This window comes from Streptomyces sp. SPB162, from assembly GCF_029504575.1.
GTDB lineage: Bacteria > Actinomycetota > Actinomycetes > Streptomycetales > Streptomycetaceae > Actinacidiphila.
Map to the genome: position 1 here is coordinate 6,621,098 of NZ_JAQFII010000001.1, position 24,596 is coordinate 6,645,693.

The window sequence follows — 24,596 nt, forward strand, 5'->3', positions numbered from 1 at the left end:
ATGCCGTCCTACAACACCACCAGGATTGCCGCCTTCCATCCCGCCCGTGCGGCAGACCCGTTTGTCCAACACCTGTACGGGCTGGCCTTTCCCTCCCTTTGGCGGGAGAGGTTCCTCGACTACTACAAGATCGGCAAGCGGAACCCGGCCACTTATCGGCACGTACCGATCAAAAGGCTGAACGAGCTCATCCGGGCAGTTGCGCCAGACCTCCTCTGCGTCGCCCGCGGAGCCGCCGTCGATGATGACTCGCCATGGCTCTACGCACACCAGCCCTTCCCGATCTCGATCCTGCGCCAGTTCGTTCTGGCCTGGATCCGCGACCTCCACACGTCACGTGAACGGGCCAAACACCCCGAACTCACTGAAGCCGCCATCGCTCTCGGCGAGTCGCTCGACTTCCAGGACCTGCGCTGGCAGCAAATGGACGTGGATCTGCTCCGCCGCAGCAGCACCATCGGCGGCACGGCGGAGCCGGACCCGCGCCTGTACCAGCTACTCCCGGATGCACTCGCCCAGCGGATGGTGGGGCAGGAGCCGTACCGCTTCGAAGGTGTCGAGATGCACTTCCGCATCGCGGCCGTGGAGCGTGGCGCCGAGCTCGTATCTTGGCCCCCCAGGGAGCACACCGATGCGGATGGAACCTGGAAATTCTCCTTTGTCGCCGCACTGACCGTGCAGACGATCCCATTCGCAGACGACTTCCGCGTTCATCTTCGGACGGGGGTTAGACGTTGGCGTACAGGCGGCCCAGTGCCCGTCGCGTACCAGCGCTCCGTCTCGGCATACATGCTCGCGGAAACACCCTGGCTGAAGGAAGCCCCGGGCAGCGCGAGGCTCTCCGTCAGCCGCTTCGGCAAGAATCGGGAATCGAAGGCATATCAGTGGGTCCGAGGTGGACCGGAGGGCATGATCGGCCAACTGCTCTTCTCTAGAGAACTCCCCGAAGCAACCATCCTTCAAGCCGCTCCGGACGCCTGGATGGAAGGGAAGAACGGGGTCGCAGTGGGGGTCGTCCATGCGACCTCGATGGGCGGACATGGAGTTGGCGTCGGACTGATGCCCCGCGACCGGTCACCACTCACCGAGTGGGCGACACCGGCCCTGGAGCCGTACCTCACACGCCTGCAGGATCACCATCGCAGCAAGTACTCCGTGGTCCCGCTCAACCTGCCTAAGGAACCGAAGGGCGGAAAAAATGCCACCGATGACGAAAAAGCAGAGCTCAAAGCGGCCTTCAAACGCACCCAGCAGGTCACGCTGCGGAGGCAGATCGCGCGGACTCTCGGCGGTCAAGCGCTCACCGTCGAAGTCCGATGGCAGAACCCCCGCACTCGCGACGCACTGATCGGCAAACTCACCGAACTTCTCGGATTGGAGGGCGAAGGCGGCGAAGGCATCCTGCGTAGTTGGGAGTCGTCCGAACTGTGCGTCCGGCTCCATCTCGACGATGCCGGAATCGTCGCCGCAAAGCTCGGATTTCCCGGTCCCAAGCCGCGTCGCAAGGACCTGCCCGCAGCCATCGGGAATCGTCGGGCCGCGATCACTGCGATGTGTGAGGAGGACAATCGTGCCGGCGTTCAGATCGCAGTCGTCGAGATCGGACACGCCGATTCCTACCGACCCGCGCTGCTCGATCCGAAGTTCTCCGCACGGCTCGGATACGCGGACGCCGGGCGACTCACGAAGTTCATCACCCTGCCGAGCACGGCCCACAAAACCGCGACCCCGACGAATATCGCGTATCGGGCCGAGCAGTCATGGAAGGCCGCCTTCTGGCAATTGGGAGTGCGCGCAGTCCCCGAGCACAGCCTGCTCGGCCTTCCGGACAACCTGCAGTATGTCGCCCTGTGGATGGTCAAGCGTCGCGCCGACGGGCCCACACGCAAGCGCCGTACCGCCCCCGTCGCAGTGAAAGTGAGCGCGGACGGAGACATCACAGGATGGGACCCCGAGAGCGGCACCTGGATTCCCTATCGCGAGCTCTTGATCACCCTCGCACAGCACGCCGATATCCCAGGAGAGTTCGACGAGGATCCGGAAGACCGCGGCCCCACGGCCGGCGCCGGGCCCGCCGAGGTGACGGATGAAACGGCTGTGAAGGTCGCGAAGGACAAGTGGGTCCCTGACCTGGAAGACCAACAGGCCGAGACCGCACAATTCATCAGGGCGATGCTGTACAGCCTGCGCGATCAGCCGGTGCTGCTCCTGACCCACGCGCAGAACTCGCGAACGCACTGGCCTTGGCTGCGCAACGGCAGTCTCCGCCAGGACATGCTCCAATTCGGTTCCAACCCGGCCCAGGGGTGCGACCTGTACGGCAGCGAGCTGCGTCACGTGCGCGTCCGCGACAGCGGAATGGACGAGACACCCCAGTGGTTCGCACCCGACGACGAGAATGACGAACACGGTGTCGCCAGCGGGTTGTGGTTCCCGCCAGGTGCGTCTGTCGGCCGCCGTGTCTTCCTCAGTACTGCGGAGAAGCCGGACACCGCGAAACGGGCCGCCGTGTCAGCTTCCAAGATCGCCATGAGAACTAATAAGAAGCAGCAAGAAGTCATCGACACAGGCGAGAACGCTTGGAACCCCGCCATGCTAGAGCTGGCCGTCGTCGCCTGCCGTGCCGCTCCCACCGATCATGTTCCCGCGGACGACCCTGAACAGTGGGCAGCGCTGACCCACCAACTGCGCCGCGCCCCAGACTACCGGGCCACCCTCAAGCTCCCTCTCCCACTTCACCTGGCGAAACTGACGGCGCAGTATGTTCTCCCACACGAGGAGGAATCAGATTCAGCATCCGCGCCATCTCCGGACGAGGCAGGAGACGAAATCGAGAAGGCGAATGAGGTGCTTGATGACGTCTGATGTGGGGGAGTCGCCGATTGTCCTGTCGCAAGGCCGCTAGTTCCCCACATTCGGTGCTGGTCAGGCCGTCGCGCTCGTTGCTGGCGACCTCGATTTGCTTCACCCGGTACCGCACCGCGTTCTCCGCATGGGCCAACTCGACGAACGAGCACGTTCTGTCGGCCGCGAGGAGTCGCACTCGCCGTCGGCTGTCAGGGCAGCCGTGTTGATATACATCAGCCCCTCGAGATTGACGTCAACCACCGGGTCTCGGTCGTCGATCCAGGCGCGGAGCGAGTCAGCATTGAGCATGACGTTGGCGGCATTCACCAGAATGACAAGACGCCCAAAGCGGCCCGTGATTCCTGGGGCGATGTGCGCCGCGGCGTCCGCCTGCGTCACGGCCGCTGCGACGATCAGGGATTCTCCCCCTGCCGGCAATGGCCTTGGCAAGTTCCTCGACCCGCTCTCGGCGGCGCCCTGACACCTTGTGGATTGCTGACAAGCCGCTCACACTGGAGGGGAGCTTCGGGCAGGGTGCCAAGACCATTGTTGTGGGGACTAGTTGGGGACCACACGACTTGCGCGATTCAGAGCAATCGGCGCGTTACTGCACGAAGTGGCGCGATGGTTTGTCTCATTTACTGGGGGAATAGTTCATCGGCATTTGCTGGGGGTCAAGGGGTCGCAGGTTCAAATCCTGTCGTCCCGACGGTGTTTACGCAGGTCAGAGGCCGTCTCCGCTTTGCGGGGGCGGCCTTCTCCCTTCCTTTTGTAGTCCCCAAATGGTCCCCAGGGCTCGTTGTGGCGGGCTGTTTGCGCAGGACAGGCACGGTTGGTACACCTTGACCGGGTCAATGAGGGCTATGTTCTGCCGCGGCGTGCCGGGACCGTTCGGAAAGTACCCGAGCGGTAGGTGGCAGCTTGCCTGCGGTGGGCGCCGGACGGATGTTTGGAACCCTCGTTGGCCTGGCGTTCTCGCATGGCGGCAGCGCGGACGGGCAGGAGTGGTCCCCTGGTTGCTTTCGAGGGTGGGATGGACTTCTTCTGCGTCCGGGGACCATTGGGGGACCACCTTGCTGAGCGGGCCGGTTTGGACCTGTCGGGGGCTGGGCGCGGCCCTGGATGTTGTGAAGTCCTTACAACTGCTTGGGATTACCATGCGACGGCGGCTGGATGTCGCAGTGAGTCCACCGCCGGGCCTAACGGGGCGGAGCTGGCCAAGTGTGCGGACTCCGCTGTGGCTGTACCACCGACGATTTGGTGGCGTCCGTGGCCATTGAAATCTCCGGCCTGGATGTGAGCCTAGTTCCATAGACTCCATGTGGTATTGGGCCAGGAGAGGATCGGGGGGTGTGCCGGTGCTGTTGCGGAGGTCGGGCCCGGAAATCGCTGCGGTGGTCAGGTCGCCTTGAGCTGGCGTCGTCGTCGTTACGCTGCAAGCCTTGACTGGACACTGGATTGGGCTCGGGAACGAGTCAGTGTGCGGAGTGTCAATGCTCCGGTATTCATAGCGGGCGACAAGGAATTGCAGGATGACGTTGGTGTCAGGATGGCGCTGGCGCAATTCCAAGCCGAGGTTGTGCACGGTCTGCAGGGCGGAGATCGCCAGCGCTGTGGTGAGGCGCTCCTCGGTGAGCATCGAGGCCCGCACCTTGAACGCCCCAGTCCCTCCAACATGTCGGCAAGCTGCCCGGTCTAGCGCAGGTGCGCCCGCTGCACCCTTGCCTCCCGGCCGGGCAAACCGTCGCAGTCCCGGCGAGGCGTCATCGACAGCACCCGCGCCCGCTCGGCTTGAACAGCGGCCGCATGCCCGCGATCTGTTGCTTGGTACCGGGGGCCACCGAGTGGTGGCAGTGGTGGTGCCTGCCTCGCTCATGCCGCACATCAGCCCCGCCCGTTGCCGGATCACCCGGTGGGGCGACCGGTCGAACGGTGCCCGACCTTTGGCAGCAGACGGGTCCTGAAGGGATGAGCAAAGTGTCCGGTAGCGACCGGGGCGCTGTTACCGAAGCCAGCGGTCCGATGTGCGCCAGAAGGCAGACGGGTGAGCGGTTGGGGATGTGGGTCAGGGGAGCAAGCCGTCCGGACTTCTCAAGGCGGCTTCGGGTGTTTGGTGGCGTCTTCTTGCTCGCAGAACTGAGGTGTCGATCGACGACATCTCGTGGTGTGGCCATGCGCCGGGCGACTGCACCACGCCGGTAATATCAACGGATGAAGCCCGTAGCGTAAGGCGCCGTGCCGAGGGGCCGCCCTGACAGTGATGGAGCCCACGTGAGACGTCGCGCCCTGTTGGCCGCCATAGCGGGTGCGACGGCGGCTGGATGTTCGGCGGCTCAGCCGGAGCACCCCGACGTGGCCCCGCGTATCGCCTGTACCGGGAGCGCGGCAGCCGACACTTGCGCCTTCGGTCACGCCGCCATTGTCGGATGTGAGGCCGGAACCCGCTCGTGCGGCTGTGGTAGCCCGCTACGGTGCTCTCAAGGCCCGCAGTTGGGGGTTTCACGCTCCCGGCGTGGTGACTTCCCTCCCCGCCTCGCAGCGGGCGATTGCGTTGACCTTCGACGCGTGCGGCGGGCGGGGTGGCAGTGGTTACGACCGTGACTTGATCGACTTCCTTCGGTCGCGTCGGGTGCCGGCGACGCTGTTCTTGAACTCTCGCTGGATTGACGCGAACCCAGTGGCTTTTCGCCAGTTGGCGGGTGAGCCGTTGTTCGAGATAGCCAATCACGGGACCCGGCATCCGCCCTTGTCGGTGTCCGGTCGCTCCGCCTATGGCATCCCCGGCACCCGAAATGCTGGGGAGGTCTACGATGAGGTGGCGGGAAATCATGCCAAGCTCACCCGGTTGCTCGGCCGTGCACCCCGTTTCTTCCGGCCGGGTACCGCCTACTGCGACGATGTCGCCGCACGCATCGTGACCGTACTACACGAGCGGGTTGTGGCGTTCACGGTCAACGGCGATGGCGGCGCGACCTTCACACCCCAGCAGGTAGACGACACCGTTCGCCGGGCCCGTGCGGGGTCGATCGTGATCGGGCACATGAATCACCCGGAGGGCGGCACCGCCGAGGGGATCGCCAAGGCGATACCCCGGCTGTTGGCGTCCGGCCACCGGTTCGTGCGTCTGTCCGATGCCCTGCACTGAAACGTCCGGCACGCCTCGGGTCGGGCGAAGGCCGTGCCCCACCTGGATGTACGTCATGACGCACATCCAGGTGAGACACGCGTAGGCGCCCGCCAGGCGGCCCCGGGAATCCGGTGCCGCCTGGCGGGCGCGCAAAAACATCGGGTTGGGAAATGTCCGTCGACCAGTTAGCCGACGAGGGCGTTGTACATCTGCCAGCCGGTAGTGACGGTGGTGTGCGGGCGGCGAAGGGGGCTGCCGCATTGCCGGTGCCGCGGTAGAGCCACAGGGTGCCGGTGGTGTCGCGGGCGAGCAGATCCGCCTTGCCGTCACCATTCAGGTCGGACGTGCCGACCAGCAGGTTGAAGATCTGCCAGCCGGGGCCGACCTTGACCCGCGCGGCGAAGGGGGCTGCCGCGTTGCCGGTGCCGCGGTAGAGCCACAGGGTGCCGGTGGTGTCGCGGGCAAGCAGATCCGCCTTGCCGTCGCCGGTCAGATCGCCGCCGCCCACCAGCATGTTGTGCATCTGCCACCCGGTCCCGACCTTGGTCCGGGCGGCGAAGGGGGCTGCCGCGTTGCCGGTGCCGCGGTAGAGCCACAGGATTCCCGCGCTGTCCCGGCCGACCAGGTCGGACGTGCCGTCGCCGGTCATGTCCCCCACGCCGATGAGGGCGTTGTAGGTCTGCCAGCCGGCACCGACCTTGGTCCGCGCGGCGAAGGGCGCCGCGATGTTGCCGGTGCCCTTGTAGAACCACAAGGTCCCCGACGCGTCACGCGCGACCAGGTCGCCGGTGCCGTTGGCGCGGAACCCGGCCAGGTCGACCAGGGCGTTGTAGCCCTGCCAGCCGCCGCCGACCCGGTAGCGGTAGAGGAACGGGGAGGCGGCCGTGCCGCTGCCCTGGTACTGCCACAGCGTGCCGGAGCTGTCGCGGGCGAGCAGGTCGGATCGGGTGGCGCCGCTGGGAGGGCTCGTGGTGCTGATTTGCTGCACATCGTCGGCCCGGACCCAGGCGATGCGGTGGTTGTACCGGATCGGGATGAACTTGGTGATTCCGGTGACGCGTGTGTGGTCGCCGGGTGCGCTGTTGTCGTAGTTCATGGCATAGAAGTAGTCACCGGCCACCGCTGGGCCGCCGGGCACGTAGGCCTGGCCGGCCTTGATGCTGTATTTCGTCAGTGCCTTGTCGGTGTCCGCCTGGACGGGTACCTGCGTGCCGGTGTAGTCAGCCGTGCGCGGATACGCCCGGCCGTACACGGCGATCGAGGCGAGGCCCGCCTTCGGCGTGAGGACCTGCTGCGCACTGGTGCCCACCGGGGCGGTGAGCTGGCCGCCGGGGTTGTAGAACCAGCCCTGCTTACCGCCGTACCAGATCGACGTCCAGTCGCCCTTCACGGCCGCGACCACGTAGTGGTTTCCCGTGACAGCCTTGGCCGCCCAGTCCGGCCCCTGCGTACTGCCCGCCGCGCCACCGCGCAGATACGGATCGGCGATCAGCGCCGAGCTGGTGGAGGCGTCGGAGTACAGGTAGAGGAAGTTCGCCGGGTGCGGCGTTTGCGTGACGCAGGTGGGCGAGCAGTACACGATGGCAGGCTGGTTAGCCGTGGTGAACGGCGGCGCAATGGTGATCTCCTGGCCGACCCGTACCGGGCTGCCCGCACCCCCGTCACCGGTCGGCGCGCCCATCAAGGAGAAGTAGTGGTTCCAGTCCCAGTAGGGGCCCGGGTCCCAGTGCATGCCGGCCACGTTGGCGTCGATCGGGCCGGGGACCTCGTCGTGGCCGATGATGTGCTCGCGGTCCAGCGGGATTCCGAACCGAGTGGCCAGGTACTTCACCAGCGCCGCCGACGACTCGTACTGCGTCTCGCTGTACCAGGACCCCGCCTTGATCGCGTAGCCCTCGTGCTCGATACCGATGGAGTGCATGTTGAGGGTCTTGTTGCCGGCCTGCCAGGCCGTGTCCTTGGTCGGCACCAGCTGGGTGACCAGACCGTCCGAGGCACGGATCAGGTAGTGCGCGCTGGCGGACTTCGTCGGGTTCTGGAAGACGCTCAGCGAGCCTTCGTAGCCGCCCTCGGTGTCATGGATGACGATATAGCGGATGTCGACGCCGTCGGCGGGCCGGTTCGTGACGTCGTAGTTGCCGTAGTCCGTCTTGTCCGTGCTGTTCTGCTTGAAGGCCGCGGGCCGGAAGTCGCAGTTCAACCCCGCCGGGCACTCGGGAGTCGGCGTTAGGTTCGTACTGGCGAACGTCGCGGCTAGGTTCATCTTCGCCGGCTTCACCGGGGTGACCGACCGGTCGGCGGCCAGCGTGACCCGCTGCCCGTCCGCGGTCACCCGGCTGCTGCCGCGGTTGATGGTCCGGAAGACGCGCTGGGTGAACAGCGCCGCGCCCTTGGCGTCGGGGGCCTGGCTGTAGCGCGCGACGGCCGCGTACCACTGGCCGGCGTCCTTCGGCAGCGAACCGATCGCCTCTTTCTCGTACTGCGCCAGCAGCGCCGCACCACCCCGCACACTCTCCTCGCGGTCGGTGCGCAAGGAGGCAGCAGGCTCGTCGGTCAGCTTCGCCGCCGCGTCCAACGTATGCAGCCGCGGGTCGGAGGTATCAGCCTGGTCATCGCCGCCCTGCAGGGCGCGGGTGGGGTTGAACTTCTTCATCCGGGTCGGGTCGCCGCTCATGTTCAGATGCGACAGCCGCTCCGCGCGGGTGGGCTTCTCGACGTCCGCGGCCATCACCTGGGTCAGACCCATGACGTTGTAGTTCCCGGCCGTACTGGGCTGCCCCTGGTGCGTCTCCCACCGCGTCAGGTGGTACGAGACCGCCATCAGCACACTCTGCGGAACGTCGAACTCCTGCGCAGCGTCCGCGAACTCCCGCTGCAACCCCGCCGCCGGATCCAGTACTGGAGCAGCGCTGCTGGAGGTATCCGCCAGCGCGAACGTCCCGATGGCCGCCACGGACCCCGCGATGAGCGTCGCCGCTATGCCGATGGGGAGCAACTTCCCCGACCGGCGATGTGTACGAGTCAACGACCTGCCTCAATCTCCCGGGCGCACCCAGGCGCCCCTAGCGTCATGTCCAAGACAGACAGACGGTAGCAGCGGAACGTGGCGCGAGGGCGTTGGTATCCACCCAGCGGCTCTCGTGAGGCACTACAGGACGTGACTGGTTGTCAGCTTGCACTATGCCGACGGACGTTGGCGATGTCGGACGACCTTTCCGTTGGGTCAGCTGCTCAGTTTCCTTGGATGGTAACGGTTTGGCATCCTTGGGCATCGCAAAGATCGGCAAGCGCCCCTTTTTGAGGCTGAGAGCCACCTTTTGACCACCGCTACGGTTCGCGTGCACGGCTCAGGTCATGAGCCGATTACAGACAGTAGGCATACATGGAAGTCAGAGGGTTGCGGGCTTGGCGTGGGAGCGCCTGGCCCAATCCGGGGGGTACGTGGACGCGGCGCATAGCCGTGTCCGTGGCGGTGGCGATGGCCGTGACCATGCTGGACGGCACCAGTGCGGCGATAGCCGTACCCGAGAAGCCTGCTCCGCAACAGGCAGCTAAAAGCTACGCCACGTCGGCTGCTGATATCCCGTCGGCTCGGGTAGCGGCACGGTTGTCGGGCAAGCAGGTGGAGGCGCTGTCGGAGCGCTCTGAGACGTCCACGACGTGGGTGAACGCGAATGGTTCGCTGACGACGGAGGTGTCGGCGGGCCCGATCCGCTTCGAGGACGACGGCCAGTGGCGGTCGGTCGATCTGGACCTGGTGCAAAACGCTGATGGCAGCGTGGCGCCCAAGGCGCACCCGAGGGGCCTGAAACTGGCTGGTGGAAGCGGTGCGACAGCCCGCTCGCTGACCGATGCTGGCACTGCGCCCGCTCGTGACCTAGTCACGTTGGGTGCAGGCGACCAGCAGATCGCGCTTCAGTGGAAGGGCGGCCTGCCGAAGCCGACCCTCAACGGGACCCGCGCCACATACGCCAATGCCGTTCCGGGTGCGAACCTGGTTGTGGAAGCCACCCGTACCGGGTTCGAGCAGTTCGTCGACATCGCCCAGCGCCCCGCGGCAGGGGGCTTCGCCTACACCCTGCCGCTGAAGACCAAGGGCCTGAGCGTCAAACAGCTCGCGGACGGCGGCCTGCAGTTCACCGACGCGAAGAACAACAAGCAAGCGGTGATGCCTGCCCCCACCATGTGGGATGCGCAGGTGGATCCGGCCTCCGGCGAGCACACCCACCAAGCCCCGGTCGCGATGAAGGTCGTCGCACACAAGGGCTCGGTCGACCTGGTCTTCACCCCCGACAGTAAGTTCCTGGCGGACCCCGCCACAAAGTTCCCCGTCACGGTCGACCCGTCTACGGCGACCCTCGGAAACGTTTTCGACACCTACGTCCAGCAGGGCGTCACCGTCGATGAGTCCACGGACACCGAACTGGACCTGGGCAACCCCGGCACCACGAACACCGATGGAACCCCGCGCACCGCACGGTCCTTCATCACCTGGAACACGGCACCCTTCGCGGATGCTCTGGTGACCAGCGCGAACCTGAGCCTGTGGAACTTCCACTCGGGCAACAACGTCGACTGCAAGCCATACCCGTGGGAGGTGTGGGACGTCGACAAGGCGTCCACGTCCACCCGGTGGCCAGCGCAGCCGGTCTGGCACACCAAGTCCGCCACCTCGACGGAGACCCGCGGCAACCCCTCGTGCACCGCGGCACCGGACGGATGGATCAACGCTGACGTCACCACCCTCGCCCAGACCTGGGCGTCGCTGAAGAACGCCACGTCCGGCATGGGCCTGCGCGCTTCGAGCGAAACGGTGGTTGCGCAATGGAAGCGGGTGAACTCCGCGAACGCAGCGTCCAACCCGCCCAAGCTGGTCGTCACCTACAACTACCGGCCGCGCACCGGGACCGATCAGCAGGCCGGACCGCCGTTCTTCAAGGACACTGCCAACACCTGGCAGGTCAACACGGTGACCCCCACACTGCGGGACACGTTCGCCGACCCGAACAATGACAAGGTCAGCGGCACCTTCCAGATCTTCGACAACGCTACCGGCACCCAGGTCGGCTCCAACATCACCTCGCCGTTCGTGGCCGCCGGCCAGCCGGCGTCGGTGACGGTGCCGGCCGGGCTGCTGACCAACGGCAAAACCTACAAGTTCCGCACCACCCCGTACGACGGCACCCACTACAACCTCGGTTGGTCACCGTACGCACTGTTCACTGTCGACACCGCTGCTCCCTCGGCGCCGTCCGGGGTCACCTCCACGGACTATCCGAGCGCCTCGTGGGTCAAGGGAGCGGGGCAGGCCGGGAAGTTCACCGCGACCCCGCCAGCCGGTGACCAGAACGGCATCGAGTGGTCGCTGGACGGCACCACCTGGACCAAGGTTCCCACCGGCGGCACCACGACCCCGGTGACGTTCAACGTCACCCCGGCCAAGGCCGGCACCAACACCTTGCAGGTCCGGTCCACGGACAAGGCCGAGAACAAGTCCGAACCAGTCACCTACACCTTCCACGCCGGACCGGGCGGGGTCACCCTGCCCGACGAGGGCACCCGCACCGCTGCCCGCGTCCCGCTCACCGCGGAGGCCGACAGCACGAAATACACCAGCGTCTCCTTCTCCTGGCGCCGCGGTGACGCCGACACCTGGACCACGATCCCGGCCGGCGATGTCACCAATGCCGGAGCCTCGGTGGGGTCCTGGCCACTGGTTCTGATCGGGGGCAAGAGCCCCGACCTGACGTGGAACGCCACCAATACCGTCAACCCCGACGGCGCGGTCCAGCTCCGCGCGGACTTCACCGGCCCGAACAGCGCCGCGGTGTCCTCCGACCCGATCAGCGTGATCGTGGACCGCACTGCTGACGGCGCCGCCACGGAGAACATCGGTCCGGGCTCGGTGAACCTGCTCACCGGCGACTACACCCTGACCGGAACCGACGCGTCGTTCTTCGGCATGTCGGTCTCGCGTACCGCCTCCTCGCGCTCGCCGCAGGCGGGAGCGAGCCAGGAGGGCCAGGCATCGATCTTCGGTAAGGAATGGTTGTCCGGCACCATCGCCGAGGCCACCGAATCGGACTACACCGAGATCCGCAAGAGCTCCGCCACCTCTTTGGACGTAGCCGGCAGCGAGGGCTCGACGATCAAGTTCACCGCTAACGCGGCCAGTAACGGCTGGGTACCCGAAACGGGATCGGAGGACCTGACGTTGAAGGGGTCCTTCACCTCCGGTGACTTCACCCTGTCCGACAGCGACGGCACGGTCACGACCTTTACCAAAGTCGCTGCCGCAGCTACCACCTGGACGGTCAGCAGCTCGCTGCTCGACGGCCTGACGAACTCCACCACCAAGGTGGTCTCCGAGGCCGTCGTCGTAGCGGGCAAGACCCTGGCCCGACCCAAGCGCGTCATCTCCTCAACCACCGCCACCACCCTGGCCACCTGTCAGACCGACCCCACCACCAAGGGCTGCCGGACGCTGGAGTTCGTGTACGCACCCTCCACCACCGCCACGGCGTCCGCTTTCGGTGACATCAAGGACCAGGTCTCGGCACTGAAGCTGTGGGCCACCGCCCCCGGCGCAGCCTCGTCCACCGCCACCACCGTCGCGAGCTACCTCTACGACGCTTCCGGACGGCTGCGCGAGACCTGGGACCCCCGGATCTCTCCCGCGCTCACGACCGCGTACGGCTACGACGCGGCAGGACGGGTCACCGGCCTGACCCCGCCCGGGGCAACTCCCCTGGTCGTTCACTTACGGCCAGGCCGGCTCCAACCCCGCGGCCGGTGACGGCATGCTCCTCAAGGCCTCCCGCGCCACCCTCACCCCGGGCAGCGCAAGCCAGACCAACGGCACCGCGAACACCACCGTGGTCTACGGAGTGCCCCTGGCCGGTACGAACGCCCCGAACAACCTGTCCGCGACCGCGACCACGTCCTGGGGGCAGAGCGACCTGCCCACCGACGCCACCGCGGTCTTCCCCGCCGACCTGGTCCCCGCCGCGAACGACGGCGCGAACCTGACCGCCGCCGACTACCGGCGGGCCGGGATCCACTACCTCGACGCCTCCGGACGCAAGGTCAACACCGCCACGCCCGGCAACCACGTCTCGGTCACCGAGTACGACCGCTACGGCAACACCGTGCGCTCCCTGACCGCCGGCAACCGCCAATTGGCCCTGGGCACCACGACCGCGCAGAAGAGCGAACTGACCGACCTGGGCATCAACGCCCTGTCCACCGGGGAACGCGCACAACTCCTTTCCACCACATCCGTCTACGATTCCACCGGCCAGCGCGAGACGGACACCTACGGCCCTCTGCACCAGGTCACCCTTGCGGCGAACCTGGTCAGCGGCACCACGACCGTGGCCACTGCCGGCACGGAGGTGACGGCACGCGCGCACACGCTCAAGGAGTACGACACCGGCCGCCCCACCGACGGCACCGCAACCGTCAAGGACCAAGTCACCAAGCAGACCGCTGGCGGGCAGGCCCGCGCGTGGCCTGACCTGCTGACCGACCCACGCGTGACCACCACCGGGTACGACTGGGTCAAGGGCATGCCCACGTCCACCACGAAGGACCCCGGGGGGCTGGCGATCACCACCACGACCGCCTACGACGACCAGGGCCGGGTCATCAAGACCACCCAGCCCACGTCCACCGGCACCGACGCAGGGGCCATGACCACCACGTATTACACCGGCACCGGATCCGCACCTTGCGGTGGCCGCCCGGAGTGGGCAGATGCGGTCTGCCAGACCGCACCCGCAGCCGCGATCACCGGCGGAGGCACCAACCCAACGCAGCTGCCGACCAAGACCACCCAATACAACGTGTGGGGCGACCCGGCGATCGTCACCGACACCGCCAACTCCGTCACCCGCACCACAACCACCGCCTTCGACGGTGGCGGTCGGCCCACCACCGTCACCATCACCGGCGGCATCGGCGCGGCGGTGCCCGCGGTGACCACGGTGTACGACACCACTACCGGTGCGGTGCTCACCCAGACCTCCACCGCTGGTGGCACGATCACCAAGTCCTACGACCAACTCGGCCGCCAGATGTCGTACACCGACGCCGACGGCGCCACCACCTCCACCCAGTACGACGCCCTCGACCGGCCGACCACGGTGACGGACTCCGTACCATCGACCACCACCTACACCTACGACACCGCGCTCGACCCGCGCGGGGTGACCACGAAGATCACCGACTCCGTCGCCGGTGGTTTCACCGCAACGTATGACGCCGATGGAAGCCTGGCGACCCAGGGCCTGCCCGGCGGCTACACCATGACCGAGAACCAGGACCCTGCCGGCACCGCCACCGACAGGACCTATAGCCGCAACAGCGACAGCACCGTCCTGGTCTCCGACAGCATCACCGAAACCGTCCACGACCAGCAGGCCGCCCACACCGGCACCCCAGGGGTCACCGCGTCGCAGAACTACACCTACGACAAGACCGGCCGCCTCACCCAGGTCCAGGACACCACCGCCGATGGGGTCTGCACCACCCGTAGCTACACCTTCGACAAGAACACCAACCGCAAAACCCTCGGCACCGCCGCGGCAGCACCCAACGCCGACTGCACCACCGCCGGCGGCGCCACCGCCACCAACACCTACGACAGCGCCGACCGCCTGGTGAACACCGGGTACACCTACGACGCGCTCGGCCGCACCACCGCCAAGCCGGGCACCACGCTGGCGTACTACGCCAACGACCTCGCCCAGCAGCAGACCGCAGGAACCCAGCGCCAGACCTGGACTCTCGACTCCAACCTGCGCTTCCGATCCTTCACCACCGAGTCCAACGCGTCCGGCACCTGGACCCAGACGGGGTCCAAGGTCAACCACTACGACACCGACGCCGACAACCCCCGGTGGATCACCGAGGACACCGCCGGCAACCTCACCCGCAACGTCGACGGCATCGACGGCGACCTCGCCGCCACCACCACCAAAACCGGCGACACCGTCCTGGAACTGGCCGATCTGCACGGCGACATCACCCTGCAACTCCCCCTCGACACCAGTGTCGCCCCGACGGTCCTGGACGCCGACGAATACGGCAACCCCCGGCCCGGCCAGACCGCAACCCGCTATGCATGGCTCGGCGGCAAGCAGCGCTCCGACGAGACCGTCACCGGTCTCACCCTCATGGGAGTCCGCCTCTACGACCCCACCACCGGACGCTTCCTGTCTACCGACCCCGTTCCCGGCGGAAACCCCAATGCCTACACCTACCCCGCCGACCCCATCAACGCCTATGACCTCGACGGTCGCTTTGGGTGGCACTGGAAAGCTCCGTGGCACCGGGACCACTGGTCGCCCTTCCGGTACAGCTGGCACGTACCCGGCTATGCGCGCGCCAGGCACTACTACTACAGCGCCCGACACCAGGTACGTAGGGCGGGGCGATGGGCAAAGCGCCATAACCGATACGTGCGGTGGGCCGCGAACAACCGCTATGTGCGAGCATGCGTCTTCGGTGGAGCCGGAGGTGGATTGATCGCGTGGGCAACCAGAGCCGGCCGGCGATCCGTATGGGGGTACGGCATAGGTTGCGGAGTCAGTATGGCGCAGCTCCGTTGGCAAAACTGATCCACCTCGCCAGCGAAAGCAGAGAGGGCGACTTGCATGTCGCGCGCGAGCCTTCGGTGTGGAAGCCCGCCGCTGGATCTAGAAGGGAATGAACGATGAGGAGTCCACGGCAGAGAGATAGCCATTCAAATTCAGGGGACGGGAAACTCCAGAGTTATGTCGGAGTGGTCTGCTTCTTGGTTTCCATGGTGATCATCAGATGGGTTTGGCCGGGACTCCCAGACTGGGCACCTGCGGCCCTTGGGGTGCTGATCGGCTACGTGTGCTGGCTGGCGTACCGGGCGTACCGATGGCTGCAAAGGAGGAGAAGGGGGTCTGTGAACTGAAGCATTCTGGACGGATGCTCGCGTCCGACGCCCAACGAAGTGGTGATTGTGCAGGGTTTCCGGGGCGGAAATGCTGCGGTGCTGGCGACACCCAGTCGGCCAGTGCAAGAGACTGAGCAAGCGATTACCGGGCGTGGCCACAGTCCACGCCCGGTAATCCATCCGTTCACGCCAGCCGATCCGTCACGTCGCGAACAACGGCCACGGCCCGGTCGCCTGGGTCACCGCCTATGAGGAGACGTACGGACCACTGGCGGAGACTTGGTTCATCGACGCCCACGGCAACCTTGCCCAGGCCGCCATCGCCTGCTCCCCAGAGATGGGGATTGCGGTCGCCGAGTGGGACTGCGGCCCCGCCGGTGGCGACGGCGACATCGTGCCCGACCGGCCGGAGACCGCCCGCCGGTGACCACCAGCAGCAGCGCAGTGCCCCGGCCCACCGCCGGGGCGCTGCGCCTCGTTGAGGCCAGCACCACTCGGCCGAGCTCCGTGGACATCGGTGCGACGGCGAACACCTCGGCAAGGAAACCACCCTTGGGCGCGGTCAGAAGCTCCAAAGGGCTCGCAGCAGCGCCCATGCCGCCGCGGATGGCCGCGCCGGCGCTCGAACCTCGAACACCAGCGGCGCCGACGCCTCATCGAGCAGGCGCGTCAGCTGGCCCAGGTCGCCGTCGAGCCACCCGTACAACGCGCGTCCCACCACGAGCAGCGCCTGATCCTTGGAACCGTTCCGCACAGCATCCATACTGGCGGGCGACGCATGGAGCAGATCGACATCGGAAGCCTGCACCACTCGTCGGGGACCGACCCGCCGGTCATCAACTATCAGCTCAAATTCCGTGGCGTCGACCACCAATTCCGTAATCATGCGTCATTCTTCGATCCGCCCGGCCAGCAGTTTGCGCTGGTCAAGGACGGCAGTCAGGGAGCTGGCCAGGCTCGGGACGATCAGCGTGGCTGCCTCCGTGTCCGGGACGACGACAGTCTGTTCGTCCAGCGCGGTGAAGGTGAAGATGTCCTCGACGAGCCGCTTGGCCATCCGCGGGTCCTTCGGCTTCAGCAGCGTGACCAGCCGACGTCGGCCAGCTTTGCGGATCTGGGCCGGTGACCCGAGCCGTTCCGTCAGCGTGAGGATGGCAGGGTGCTGGAACCTCGGCCCCAGCACCCGCTCCAGCGATGGATGGATTTGCGTGAGCAGGCGGTGGAGCCGGTTGGCGACCCGGGTGGCCTCACCGGCCAGGTCGTCGTCGAATCCGACGATCATCTCCAGCTCGGCGATCGTCTCGCCTTCGGGATCGATGGACCGCAGCGTGTGGCGCGTCGGGCGGGCGGCGCCCGTCAATTTCTGCAGGAGGATCCTTCACGACTGACCGACCCATGACGCTGATGGCAGTACACGCCCCACCCCGACGACGAGGCCACCGGAACCGGAGGGATCCTCGCGCGGTACGCGCGCAAGGCATCCGCACGGTTCTTGTGGCCTGTACCGACGGCGGTTGCGGTTACGGAACGGGGGGTGCCAAGCCGGGCGAGGCCGGACACGATCCGGCGGCCGTCGTCTCGATGCGCCGGCAAGACACCGTCGCCGCGTAATGTCACGGCCTGGAAGACCTCGCCGCCCTCCTGCCAGCGGTGCTCGTGGTGAGGGGGATGCGATCGGCGTCTTGTGAATTCCTGACAAGCCGCTCACACTGAAAGAGAGCTTGCGGCACTACGGCAGGACCATTTCCCTGGGGACTAGTTGGGGACCACACGACATGCGCGATTCAGAACATCTGACGCGTTATAGTACGAAGTGCACATGCCGTTTGCCCTGTTTGTCGGTACAATGAGCTGACAAAATTTGACTGGGGGTCAAGGGGTCGCAGGTTCAAATCCTGTCGTCCCGACGGTGCGACCAGCGGGTTTGTCGGCAACGACAGGCCCGCTGGATGCGTTGGTGGTACACGTGATGGCCCGGTGGCGGCAACCCGGCAGCAAAGATCATCCGTTGTGGCGGCACCCCTGGTCAGAGCTACCGCCACAGAGAGACTTTCGGTGGAACCCAGGGCTCGCTTGGGCCTCAGGCAGCCTGCTCTCCTGATGGACCGTCGGGTGAACCGTCCGAGGATTGGGCATGTTTGCGGTCGGCCCGTTCGAGTGCGGTGCCGATGGCGGTGACTGCGGCGCGGGCGGCGTGCGGCAGCAGGTGCCCGTAGAGGTTGACGGTGGTCGATAGCGTCGAGTGCCGCAGCGTTTTGGAGACCACCGCGAGTGGGACACGTGAGCTGATCATGATGGTGGCCGCGGTGTGCCGCAGATCGTGCACGCTGATCCGCGGCAGGCCGACCTCCGCCGCGCGCCGCCGCTGCTCGATCAGGATCCGTTGCGGCCTCAGGGGAGAGCCGTCGGGTCGGCAGAAGACCAGCCCCTCCAGCGGCGCACCCTCGTCCAGGCCGGCGCGGGCGCGCGCCTCTTGGCGTTGAAGGGCGGCGACGACCCGGGGTGCGAGGCTAACCCAGCTGCGGCTCGCCTTCGTCTTGGGGTGGCCCAGGAACAGCTGATTGTTGTTGATCAGGGTCAGGTTCCAGCGCACAAGCAGGGTTATCTCCGCCAGGTGCACGTCCGGCCAGTGCAACCCGAGGACCTCTCCGCGCCGCATGCCGGTACCCAGCAACACTTCGAAGATGTCGGCCATCTGGTCGGCGTAGACGGTGCGGTTGTGCCGCAGGAACGCCGCCGCCTGCGTGGGGTTCCAACAGATCCGCTCCGGCGCCGCCGGCCGCGGCATCATCGCGTACCGGCACCAGTTCTCCTCCACGATCCGGGTACGCCAGGCAGATCCCAGCGCACTGGAAAGGGTTGCCCCGATCCGGTACACGGTGGTGCGCCCTCTTCCCCGATCCAGCTCGGCCTGGCACCAAGCGGCTATGTGCCGCGGCCGCAGATCGCCGAGCAGCAGGGTCCCGAAGGCTGGGATCAGGTCGCGGTGCACGTGATCGCGGTAGCCGGCCAACGTGGTGGGCCGTAACTGCTCTTGTTTTCCGCGCAGCCAGGTGATCAGGTACGCGGCGACGGTGAGGTCCGGATCGCGGTCCAGGCCGGTGCGCTCGGCTTCCAGCGCTTGCGCCAGGGCGGCCCGGGCCGCCCTGCGGGTGAGAAACCCGCTGCGGCACTTCGGACGGCGTCTACCCGTCGATGGCAGATCGACGGCGAAGGCCCAAGAGCCGTGCCGGGGGAGCTCTTTGAGCTGCGGGCAGGCGGCGCCGAACTGCCGGCCGTCAGGACGGCGGCAACCACACCTACGGAACACGCGACCACGTGCGGGGGGACGAGGAGCCATGGTGCTTACCTCCAGTGGGGGAGAGGTCGTACCCCCACCTTGACAACAGGTAGGCCCGGCGCGGCAGCTGGCGGATCATAGCGTCGAGAGGGCGACCCCCATCACCTTGCCATCACACATTCGTCAGTGGGCGGCCGAGCTGCAGGGACCCTCATAAACGAGCCAGGCTCCACGGGCCGCCGCCAGCCTTCCGCGCAGGGCCACACCTCCTTGACCCACCCGGCCACCGCCTCGTCGTCCCGCTCCATGGCCCGTCGGGCCGGGACCTGCCAGGACCAGCCGTTACGCGCCAGCAGGTTCCGCACGCCCTGGATCGTGTAGGCCATGTGGAAGCGCCGACCGATCACCGTCTTGATCCGCGCCAGCGTCCAGCGCTGGTCCTCCCAGCCGTGCGCAGCCGGCCCCTTGGCCAGCTCCGCCTCCAGCCGCGCGAACTGCTCCTGGCTCAGCCTCGGAAGCGATGCCGGCCCCTGCGACCGCAGGGCCCGCGGACCCCCCTCCTCCCACTTCTGCCGCCACCGTTGTACCGAGCGGACGTTGACGCGCAGGGCCTTGGCGATGACTGAGGTCGCCTCGTCCTGGGCGAACCGCTCGGCCGCCTTGAGTCGTAACTCCTCGCGGAACTGCCGGCGTTCGGCAGTCAGTCCGCCTCCTTGTGGATACCGCATGCCCCGGTGATACCGCACGGACGACGAGCCATCAGCCCCTACGACACCACGAGTTCAACCTCAGTAGTTGCGCAATGGTGCGGTCGACGAGATGCAGGGTGAGGGTGAGCTCGGTCGGTGACGGCGCCGGGCGGCTCCGATGGGGCCGTGTTGGGCGTTGGCGTTCTGGTTCGTCGGTGTGGTAAGTGGCGATTGCGAGACGGACTCTTTGCCGGCGCCCAAGTCGCTATCGGGTAGCAGGGCGCCAGGTAGTGTTCGGAGCACCCAGGACCAAGTGGCCTGCGGTGCAGCCCACAGCGAGCATGTCGTGGCCCACTGCCAGTGCGACAATTTCTGCTTCCAGTGGCAGCGATTGTGATGTTCGCGTTCGTGGGTCCCAGATCCGAACTGACCCGTCGTAGCCGCCGGTGGCGATGCGGGGGGTGCCGTCGGGCGCGGTGAGCGCTGCCACCGCCCTCACTCCGTCGATATGACCGGTCAGAGATTCGCCGATCTGGACCCCGGCTACCGGGTCCCACACGCGCACCGAGCCGTCTTCGGTGCCGGTTGCCAGGCGGGGGGTACCGTCCGATGCGGTGAACACCGCCACCGCGTTCACCACGCTTTTGCGGCCAGTGAGGGTTTTACCGATCTGGACTCCCACTACCGGGTCCCACACCCGCACCGACCCGTCGAAGCCGCCGGTTGCCAGGCGGGGGGTGCCGTCCGGTGCGGTGAACACCGCCAGCGCGTTCACCTCGCTATTTTGGCTTGTGAGGGTTGGGCCGACCTGGACTCCGGCTGCCGGGTCCCATATCCGCACAGACCCGTCCTCGCCACTGGTTGCCAGGCGGGGGGTGCCGTCCGGTGCGGTGAACGCCACCACCGCAGTCACCGTGCCGTTGTGGCTGGTCAGGGCATCACCGATCTGGATCCCGGCTGCCGGGTCCCACACCCGCACGGACCCGTCGCCGCCGCCGGTGGCCAGGCGGGGGGTGCCGTCCTGTGCGGTGAATACCGCCACCGCATTCGCCCCGAAGGTGTGACTGGTGAGGGGTTCGCCGACCTGGGTTCCGGTTGCCGGGTCCCATATCCGAACTGACCCGTCCTCGCCGCCGGTTGCCAGGCGGGGGGTGCCGTCTGAGGCAGTGAACAGCGCCACCGCGGTCACCGCCCCGTCGTGGCCGGTCGGTGCTGCCCCAACCTGGACCACGGCGACCGGGTCCCACACCCGCACCGATACATCGAAGCCGCCGGTTGCCAGGCGGGGGGTGCCGTCTGAGGCGGTGAACGCCGCCACCGCGGTCGCCCCGCGGGTGTGGCCGGTCAGCGCTGCCCCAATCTGGATCCCGGCTACCGGGTCCCACACCCGCACGGACCCGTCGCTGCCGCCGGTTGCCAGGCGGGGGGTGCCGTCAGAGGCGGTGAACACCACCACCGCCCACACCCCCCCGTTGTAGCCGGTCAGGGGAGCGCCGACCTGATCCCCAGTTACCGGGTCCCACACCCACACTGACGCGTCGCTGCTGCCGGTGGCGAGGCGGGGGGAGCCGTCCGGTGCGGTGAAGGCCGCCACCGCCCGCACTCCGTCGGTATGGTGTGTTAGGGGAGCGGGGACTTGGGTCCCGGCTACGGGATCCCACATCCGCACTGACCCGTCCCTGCCGCCGGTGGCTAGGCGGGGGGTGCCGTCCGGTGCGGGGAACACCGCTACCGCGGTCACTGAGCCGTCGTGGCCGGTGAGGGTTTCGCCGACCTGCACTCTGGCTGCCGGGTCCCACAGCCGTACTGACCCGTCCTCGCCGCCGGTGGCCAGGCGGGGAGTGCCGTCCGGTGCGGGGAACACCGCCACCGCAGTCACCCATCCGCGGTGGCCGTTCAGGGGTTCGCCGACCTGCACTCCGGCTGCCGGGTCCCACAGCCGTACTGACCCGTCGAAGCCGCCGGTGGCCAGGCGGGGAGTGCCGTCCGGTGCGGGGAACACCGCCACCGCAGTCACCCATCCGCGGTGGCCGTTCAGGGGTTCGCCGACCTGCACTCCGGCTGCCGGCTCCCACAGCCGTACTGCCCCGTCGAAGCCGCCGGTGGCCAGGCGGGGAGTGCCGTCCGGTGCGGGGAACACCGCGAGCGCATTCACCCCGCCGGTGTGGCCGGTGAATTGAAGGTGCAGTTGGCGGCGTTGGACGACCCCGCTGAGGACGGTGGCCTGAGGTCCACGTGCGGAATGGGGGCATGGCTCGACCGGGGGTGGCGTTCCTTGGATGTAGGTAGCGCCGAGTCGACGCCACCATTGGCGCCATCCGTCGGGGGCGTGGTTTGGCGGTTCGTCAGGTGCGGTGTTGTGACGGGCGTGGTGTTGGAGCAGGACGGTCCCGGCGATGGCCGGTGGCAGTTCCTGTGTGCGGAGGCCATGGCTGAGGGCGGCGCTGGTGATGCTGGTGAGGTCAAGGGTGTCCAGCACCTGGGGGTGGTCGGCGAGGGTGTGGAAGGCGCCGGCGGTGGCGCCGAGGTGTGCGTGTGCGGCGAGGTGATGGCGGATGTAGGGGTTGATGTCCGGTGAGGTCGGCGGGTCCGTCTCATCGGATGGGGTGTCGATAGCGTGTTGGGCGTGCCGGGAGAGGGTGGTGCAGATGGTGGCGTGATCCTCAGCGCTGCTCGCTGCGGCGGTGAAGTGTTCAGTGAAGGTGCGGTGAGCGAGGCGGTAGACCGTCTGGTCGTGTTCTTGGTCGAGTGCGAGGTAGGGCGCGGCGTCATGGAGGAGAGCCGGGATATCACCGCCGGTGGCGGTGGCGGTGGCGGTGGCGGTGGCGGTGGCGGTGGCGGGGACGAGGGCGTTGGCGGCATGGGCCCAGATGCCGGCTTGGTCGGGGATCCCGCGGCCTTGGGCGAGGCCCAGGGTGCGAAGCAGGGGTGTGTAGGCGGGGTTGGTGCGGTGGAGGCGGTCGAGGGCGCGGGTGAAGAGCTGGCGGTGGGTCTGGCCGATGAGGGGGGTGGGGTCTGCGATGAGGCCGGGGTCGCGGAGGAGTTCGTGTGCGGCGAGGCGGATGTAGAGGAATTGCTGAGGCGCGTCGCCGGCTTCGTGATCGCTGGCGAGGCGCAGGACTGCTGCAGCGATGAGTTCGCCGTCTGCGGTGAATGTGCCCTGTCGTTGGGCTGCGCTGAGTTTGGCGCGCAGGTATCCGGCGAACGCCTCCCGGTCCTGGCTTACCTCGATGTGTTGCACGCGGGTGTCGGTGGGGTCGGCCGGCTCTGTGAGTGAGTGAGAGGCGAGGGCGGCGAGGATGTTGTTGTCGGGCGGCGCAGGGATGTCGGGGCCTTCGTGGGTGGAGCGGCGGGTGCCGACGATGATGCGGACACCGGGCAGGGTTGCGAGGGGGCGCAGGAGGAGGTGAGCAATGGTGAGCGGCTGCTCGGCTTCGTCGAGAGCATCGAGCAGGAGCGTGAAGGGAGCCTGTCGGGTGCGCAGGCAGTCGATCAGTCGGTTCGTGAGGACGGCAGGTGGTGCGCCGTCAGCGGCTTCCTGGGCAATTTCTGCCAGGTCGGCGGCGTGGGCGATGAGCTGAATGGTACGGGAGAGGGTGAGGCCGGCGAGGTGGGTGACGAGGTCGAAGGGGTCGTCGGGCTGGGGGGTTCCGTCCGGTAGCGGCTGCAGATGGCCGTGGCGGACGAGGATGTCGCGGAGTTGGGTGCGGGTGTGCAGGAGGACGTGTCCTAAGAGCGCGGATTTCCCGGCGCCTGCGCTGCCGGTGATCACTAGGACGCCATGTGTGGCGGTGGTGAGCCAGTGGAGGATGCGGTCGCGTTCGAGGGTGCGGCCGTGAAAGTACCAGGCAAGTTCGCCGAGTTCGGCGCCAGAGGCCTTGGGGATGAAGTGGCGTTGTTCGTCGGTGGGGAGCTGGTCGATGACCGCTTGGAGTTCGGCCAGCTGGTCCAGGGGCGCGGAAACGGTGGTGGCGATGTCCGGGACCATGCGCACGAGTTGGTGGCGTTGGTCGACGACGGTGTCGCCCCGGTAGCAGTCGCCAAGATGGCGGGCGAGTTCGGCGCCTAGCGTGGCCAAGCCGATGGATGGCTGCCCGCGGAAGGTGACGGTAAGCGCGCGTTCGAGGGCACGGGTGAAGGAGCCGAGCTCGGCGGCCCCTTGCGCGGCGGTGGACAGCAGCAAGTAGCCCTGGGCGTCGCTGTGGCCCATGAGAAGTTCCGCGTGCACGAGTTGGGCGAAGCGCCGGGAGCGACAAGCGTCAAGGACGATGATCGCCCAGCTGTCCTCGGAGTCAGGGTGGATCTGACGATTGCCGATGGCGCGGGCGATGTCGAGCGGGGCGACGCCGTAGTCCATCGAGCCCGGCGTGCGGTGGTGGGCGAGGACGGCCTCGCGGTGGTTGGCCGATCCGTGGCCGACCCAGTAAAGCAGCGTGTTACCGCTGCGAGGCGGCGCCGGAGGGGTCGACCAAGCACTGAGCCGGTCGTGGACGGCCTGGATGTCCCGCTTCTCAGACGCAAGATCCCAAGGGTTGAGTCGGGCGCCATACGGGGCGAGCAGGTCGGCGATGGCCTGCACCTGCGGGTCGGTATCCAGATCCGGGTGGTGCTCGTAGGAGGTGAAGTTCACCGGAAGCAGCTCCAGCGCACCGTCGCCGGAGTCAGCGAGAGCGGGTCGGCGCGCGGTGTCCTGCGCTGGGTGGCTCGGGGAATGGGTGGTCATGG

General features: G+C 67.3%; 7 protein-coding genes and 4 pseudogenes. 4 read left to right on the forward strand and 7 right to left on the reverse strand.

Going from position 1 to position 24,596, the window contains the following annotated elements:
* Positions 1 to 2,865: a DUF3962 domain-containing protein gene (locus M2266_RS29920; protein WP_277440992.1), complete on the forward strand. Its 2,865-nt coding sequence runs from the start codon at positions 1 to 3 to the stop codon at positions 2,863 to 2,865.
* A gap of 99 nt (positions 2,866 to 2,964) precedes the next feature.
* On the opposite strand, the gene M2266_RS29925 is transcribed toward M2266_RS29920, so the two are convergent.
* Complete coding sequence (locus tag M2266_RS29925; protein WP_277440993.1) at positions 2,965 to 3,246, reverse strand: hypothetical protein; 282 nt, start codon at positions 3,244 to 3,246, stop codon at positions 2,965 to 2,967.
* 2,113 nt (positions 3,247 to 5,359) lie between these two features.
* Between M2266_RS29925 and M2266_RS29930 the strand changes: the two genes are divergently transcribed.
* Positions 5,360 to 5,992: a polysaccharide deacetylase family protein gene (locus M2266_RS29930; RefSeq protein ID WP_277440994.1), complete on the forward strand. Its 633-nt coding sequence runs from the start codon at positions 5,360 to 5,362 to the stop codon at positions 5,990 to 5,992.
* A 349-nt stretch (positions 5,993 to 6,341) separates the two neighbouring features.
* On the opposite strand, the pseudogene M2266_RS29935 reads toward M2266_RS29930, so the two are convergent.
* Positions 6,342 to 8,795: pseudogene (locus M2266_RS29935) on the reverse strand (N-acetylmuramoyl-L-alanine amidase); the annotation flags it as partial.
* Between the two features lie 657 nt (positions 8,796 to 9,452).
* Between M2266_RS29935 and M2266_RS29940 the strand changes: the two are divergent.
* A pseudogene (locus M2266_RS29940) lies at positions 9,453 to 15,279 on the forward strand (DNRLRE domain-containing protein); the annotation flags it as partial.
* A gap of 1,185 nt (positions 15,280 to 16,464) precedes the next feature.
* On the opposite strand, the gene M2266_RS29945 reads toward M2266_RS29940, so the two are convergent.
* Positions 16,465 to 16,788, reverse strand: coding sequence for a hypothetical protein (locus M2266_RS29945; protein WP_277440995.1), 324 nt, complete (start codon positions 16,786 to 16,788; stop codon positions 16,465 to 16,467).
* A gap of 9 nt (positions 16,789 to 16,797) precedes the next feature.
* A pseudogene (locus M2266_RS29950) lies at positions 16,798 to 17,253 on the reverse strand (transposase); the annotation flags it as partial.
* Positions 17,254 to 17,306: 53 nt separating this feature from the next.
* Between M2266_RS29950 and M2266_RS29955 the strand changes: the two are divergent.
* A pseudogene (locus tag M2266_RS29955) lies at positions 17,307 to 17,510 on the forward strand (PIG-L family deacetylase); the annotation flags it as partial.
* Between the two features lie 472 nt (positions 17,511 to 17,982).
* Here the strand turns inward: M2266_RS29955 and M2266_RS29960 are convergent.
* The 3 genes from M2266_RS29960 to M2266_RS29970 form a co-directional block, all read right to left on the reverse strand.
* A complete protein-coding gene (locus M2266_RS29960) occupies positions 17,983 to 19,242 on the reverse strand; it encodes a site-specific integrase (protein WP_277440996.1) in 1,260 nt (419 codons plus the stop codon).
* 101 nt (positions 19,243 to 19,343) lie between these two features.
* A complete protein-coding gene (locus tag M2266_RS29965) occupies positions 19,344 to 19,910 on the reverse strand; it encodes a winged helix-turn-helix domain-containing protein (RefSeq protein WP_277440997.1) in 567 nt (188 codons plus the stop codon).
* A gap of 226 nt (positions 19,911 to 20,136) precedes the next feature.
* Positions 20,137 to 24,594, reverse strand: coding sequence for a hypothetical protein (locus tag M2266_RS29970; RefSeq protein ID WP_277440998.1), 4,458 nt, complete (start codon positions 24,592 to 24,594; stop codon positions 20,137 to 20,139).
* Positions 24,595 to 24,596 lie beyond the last annotated feature (2 nt).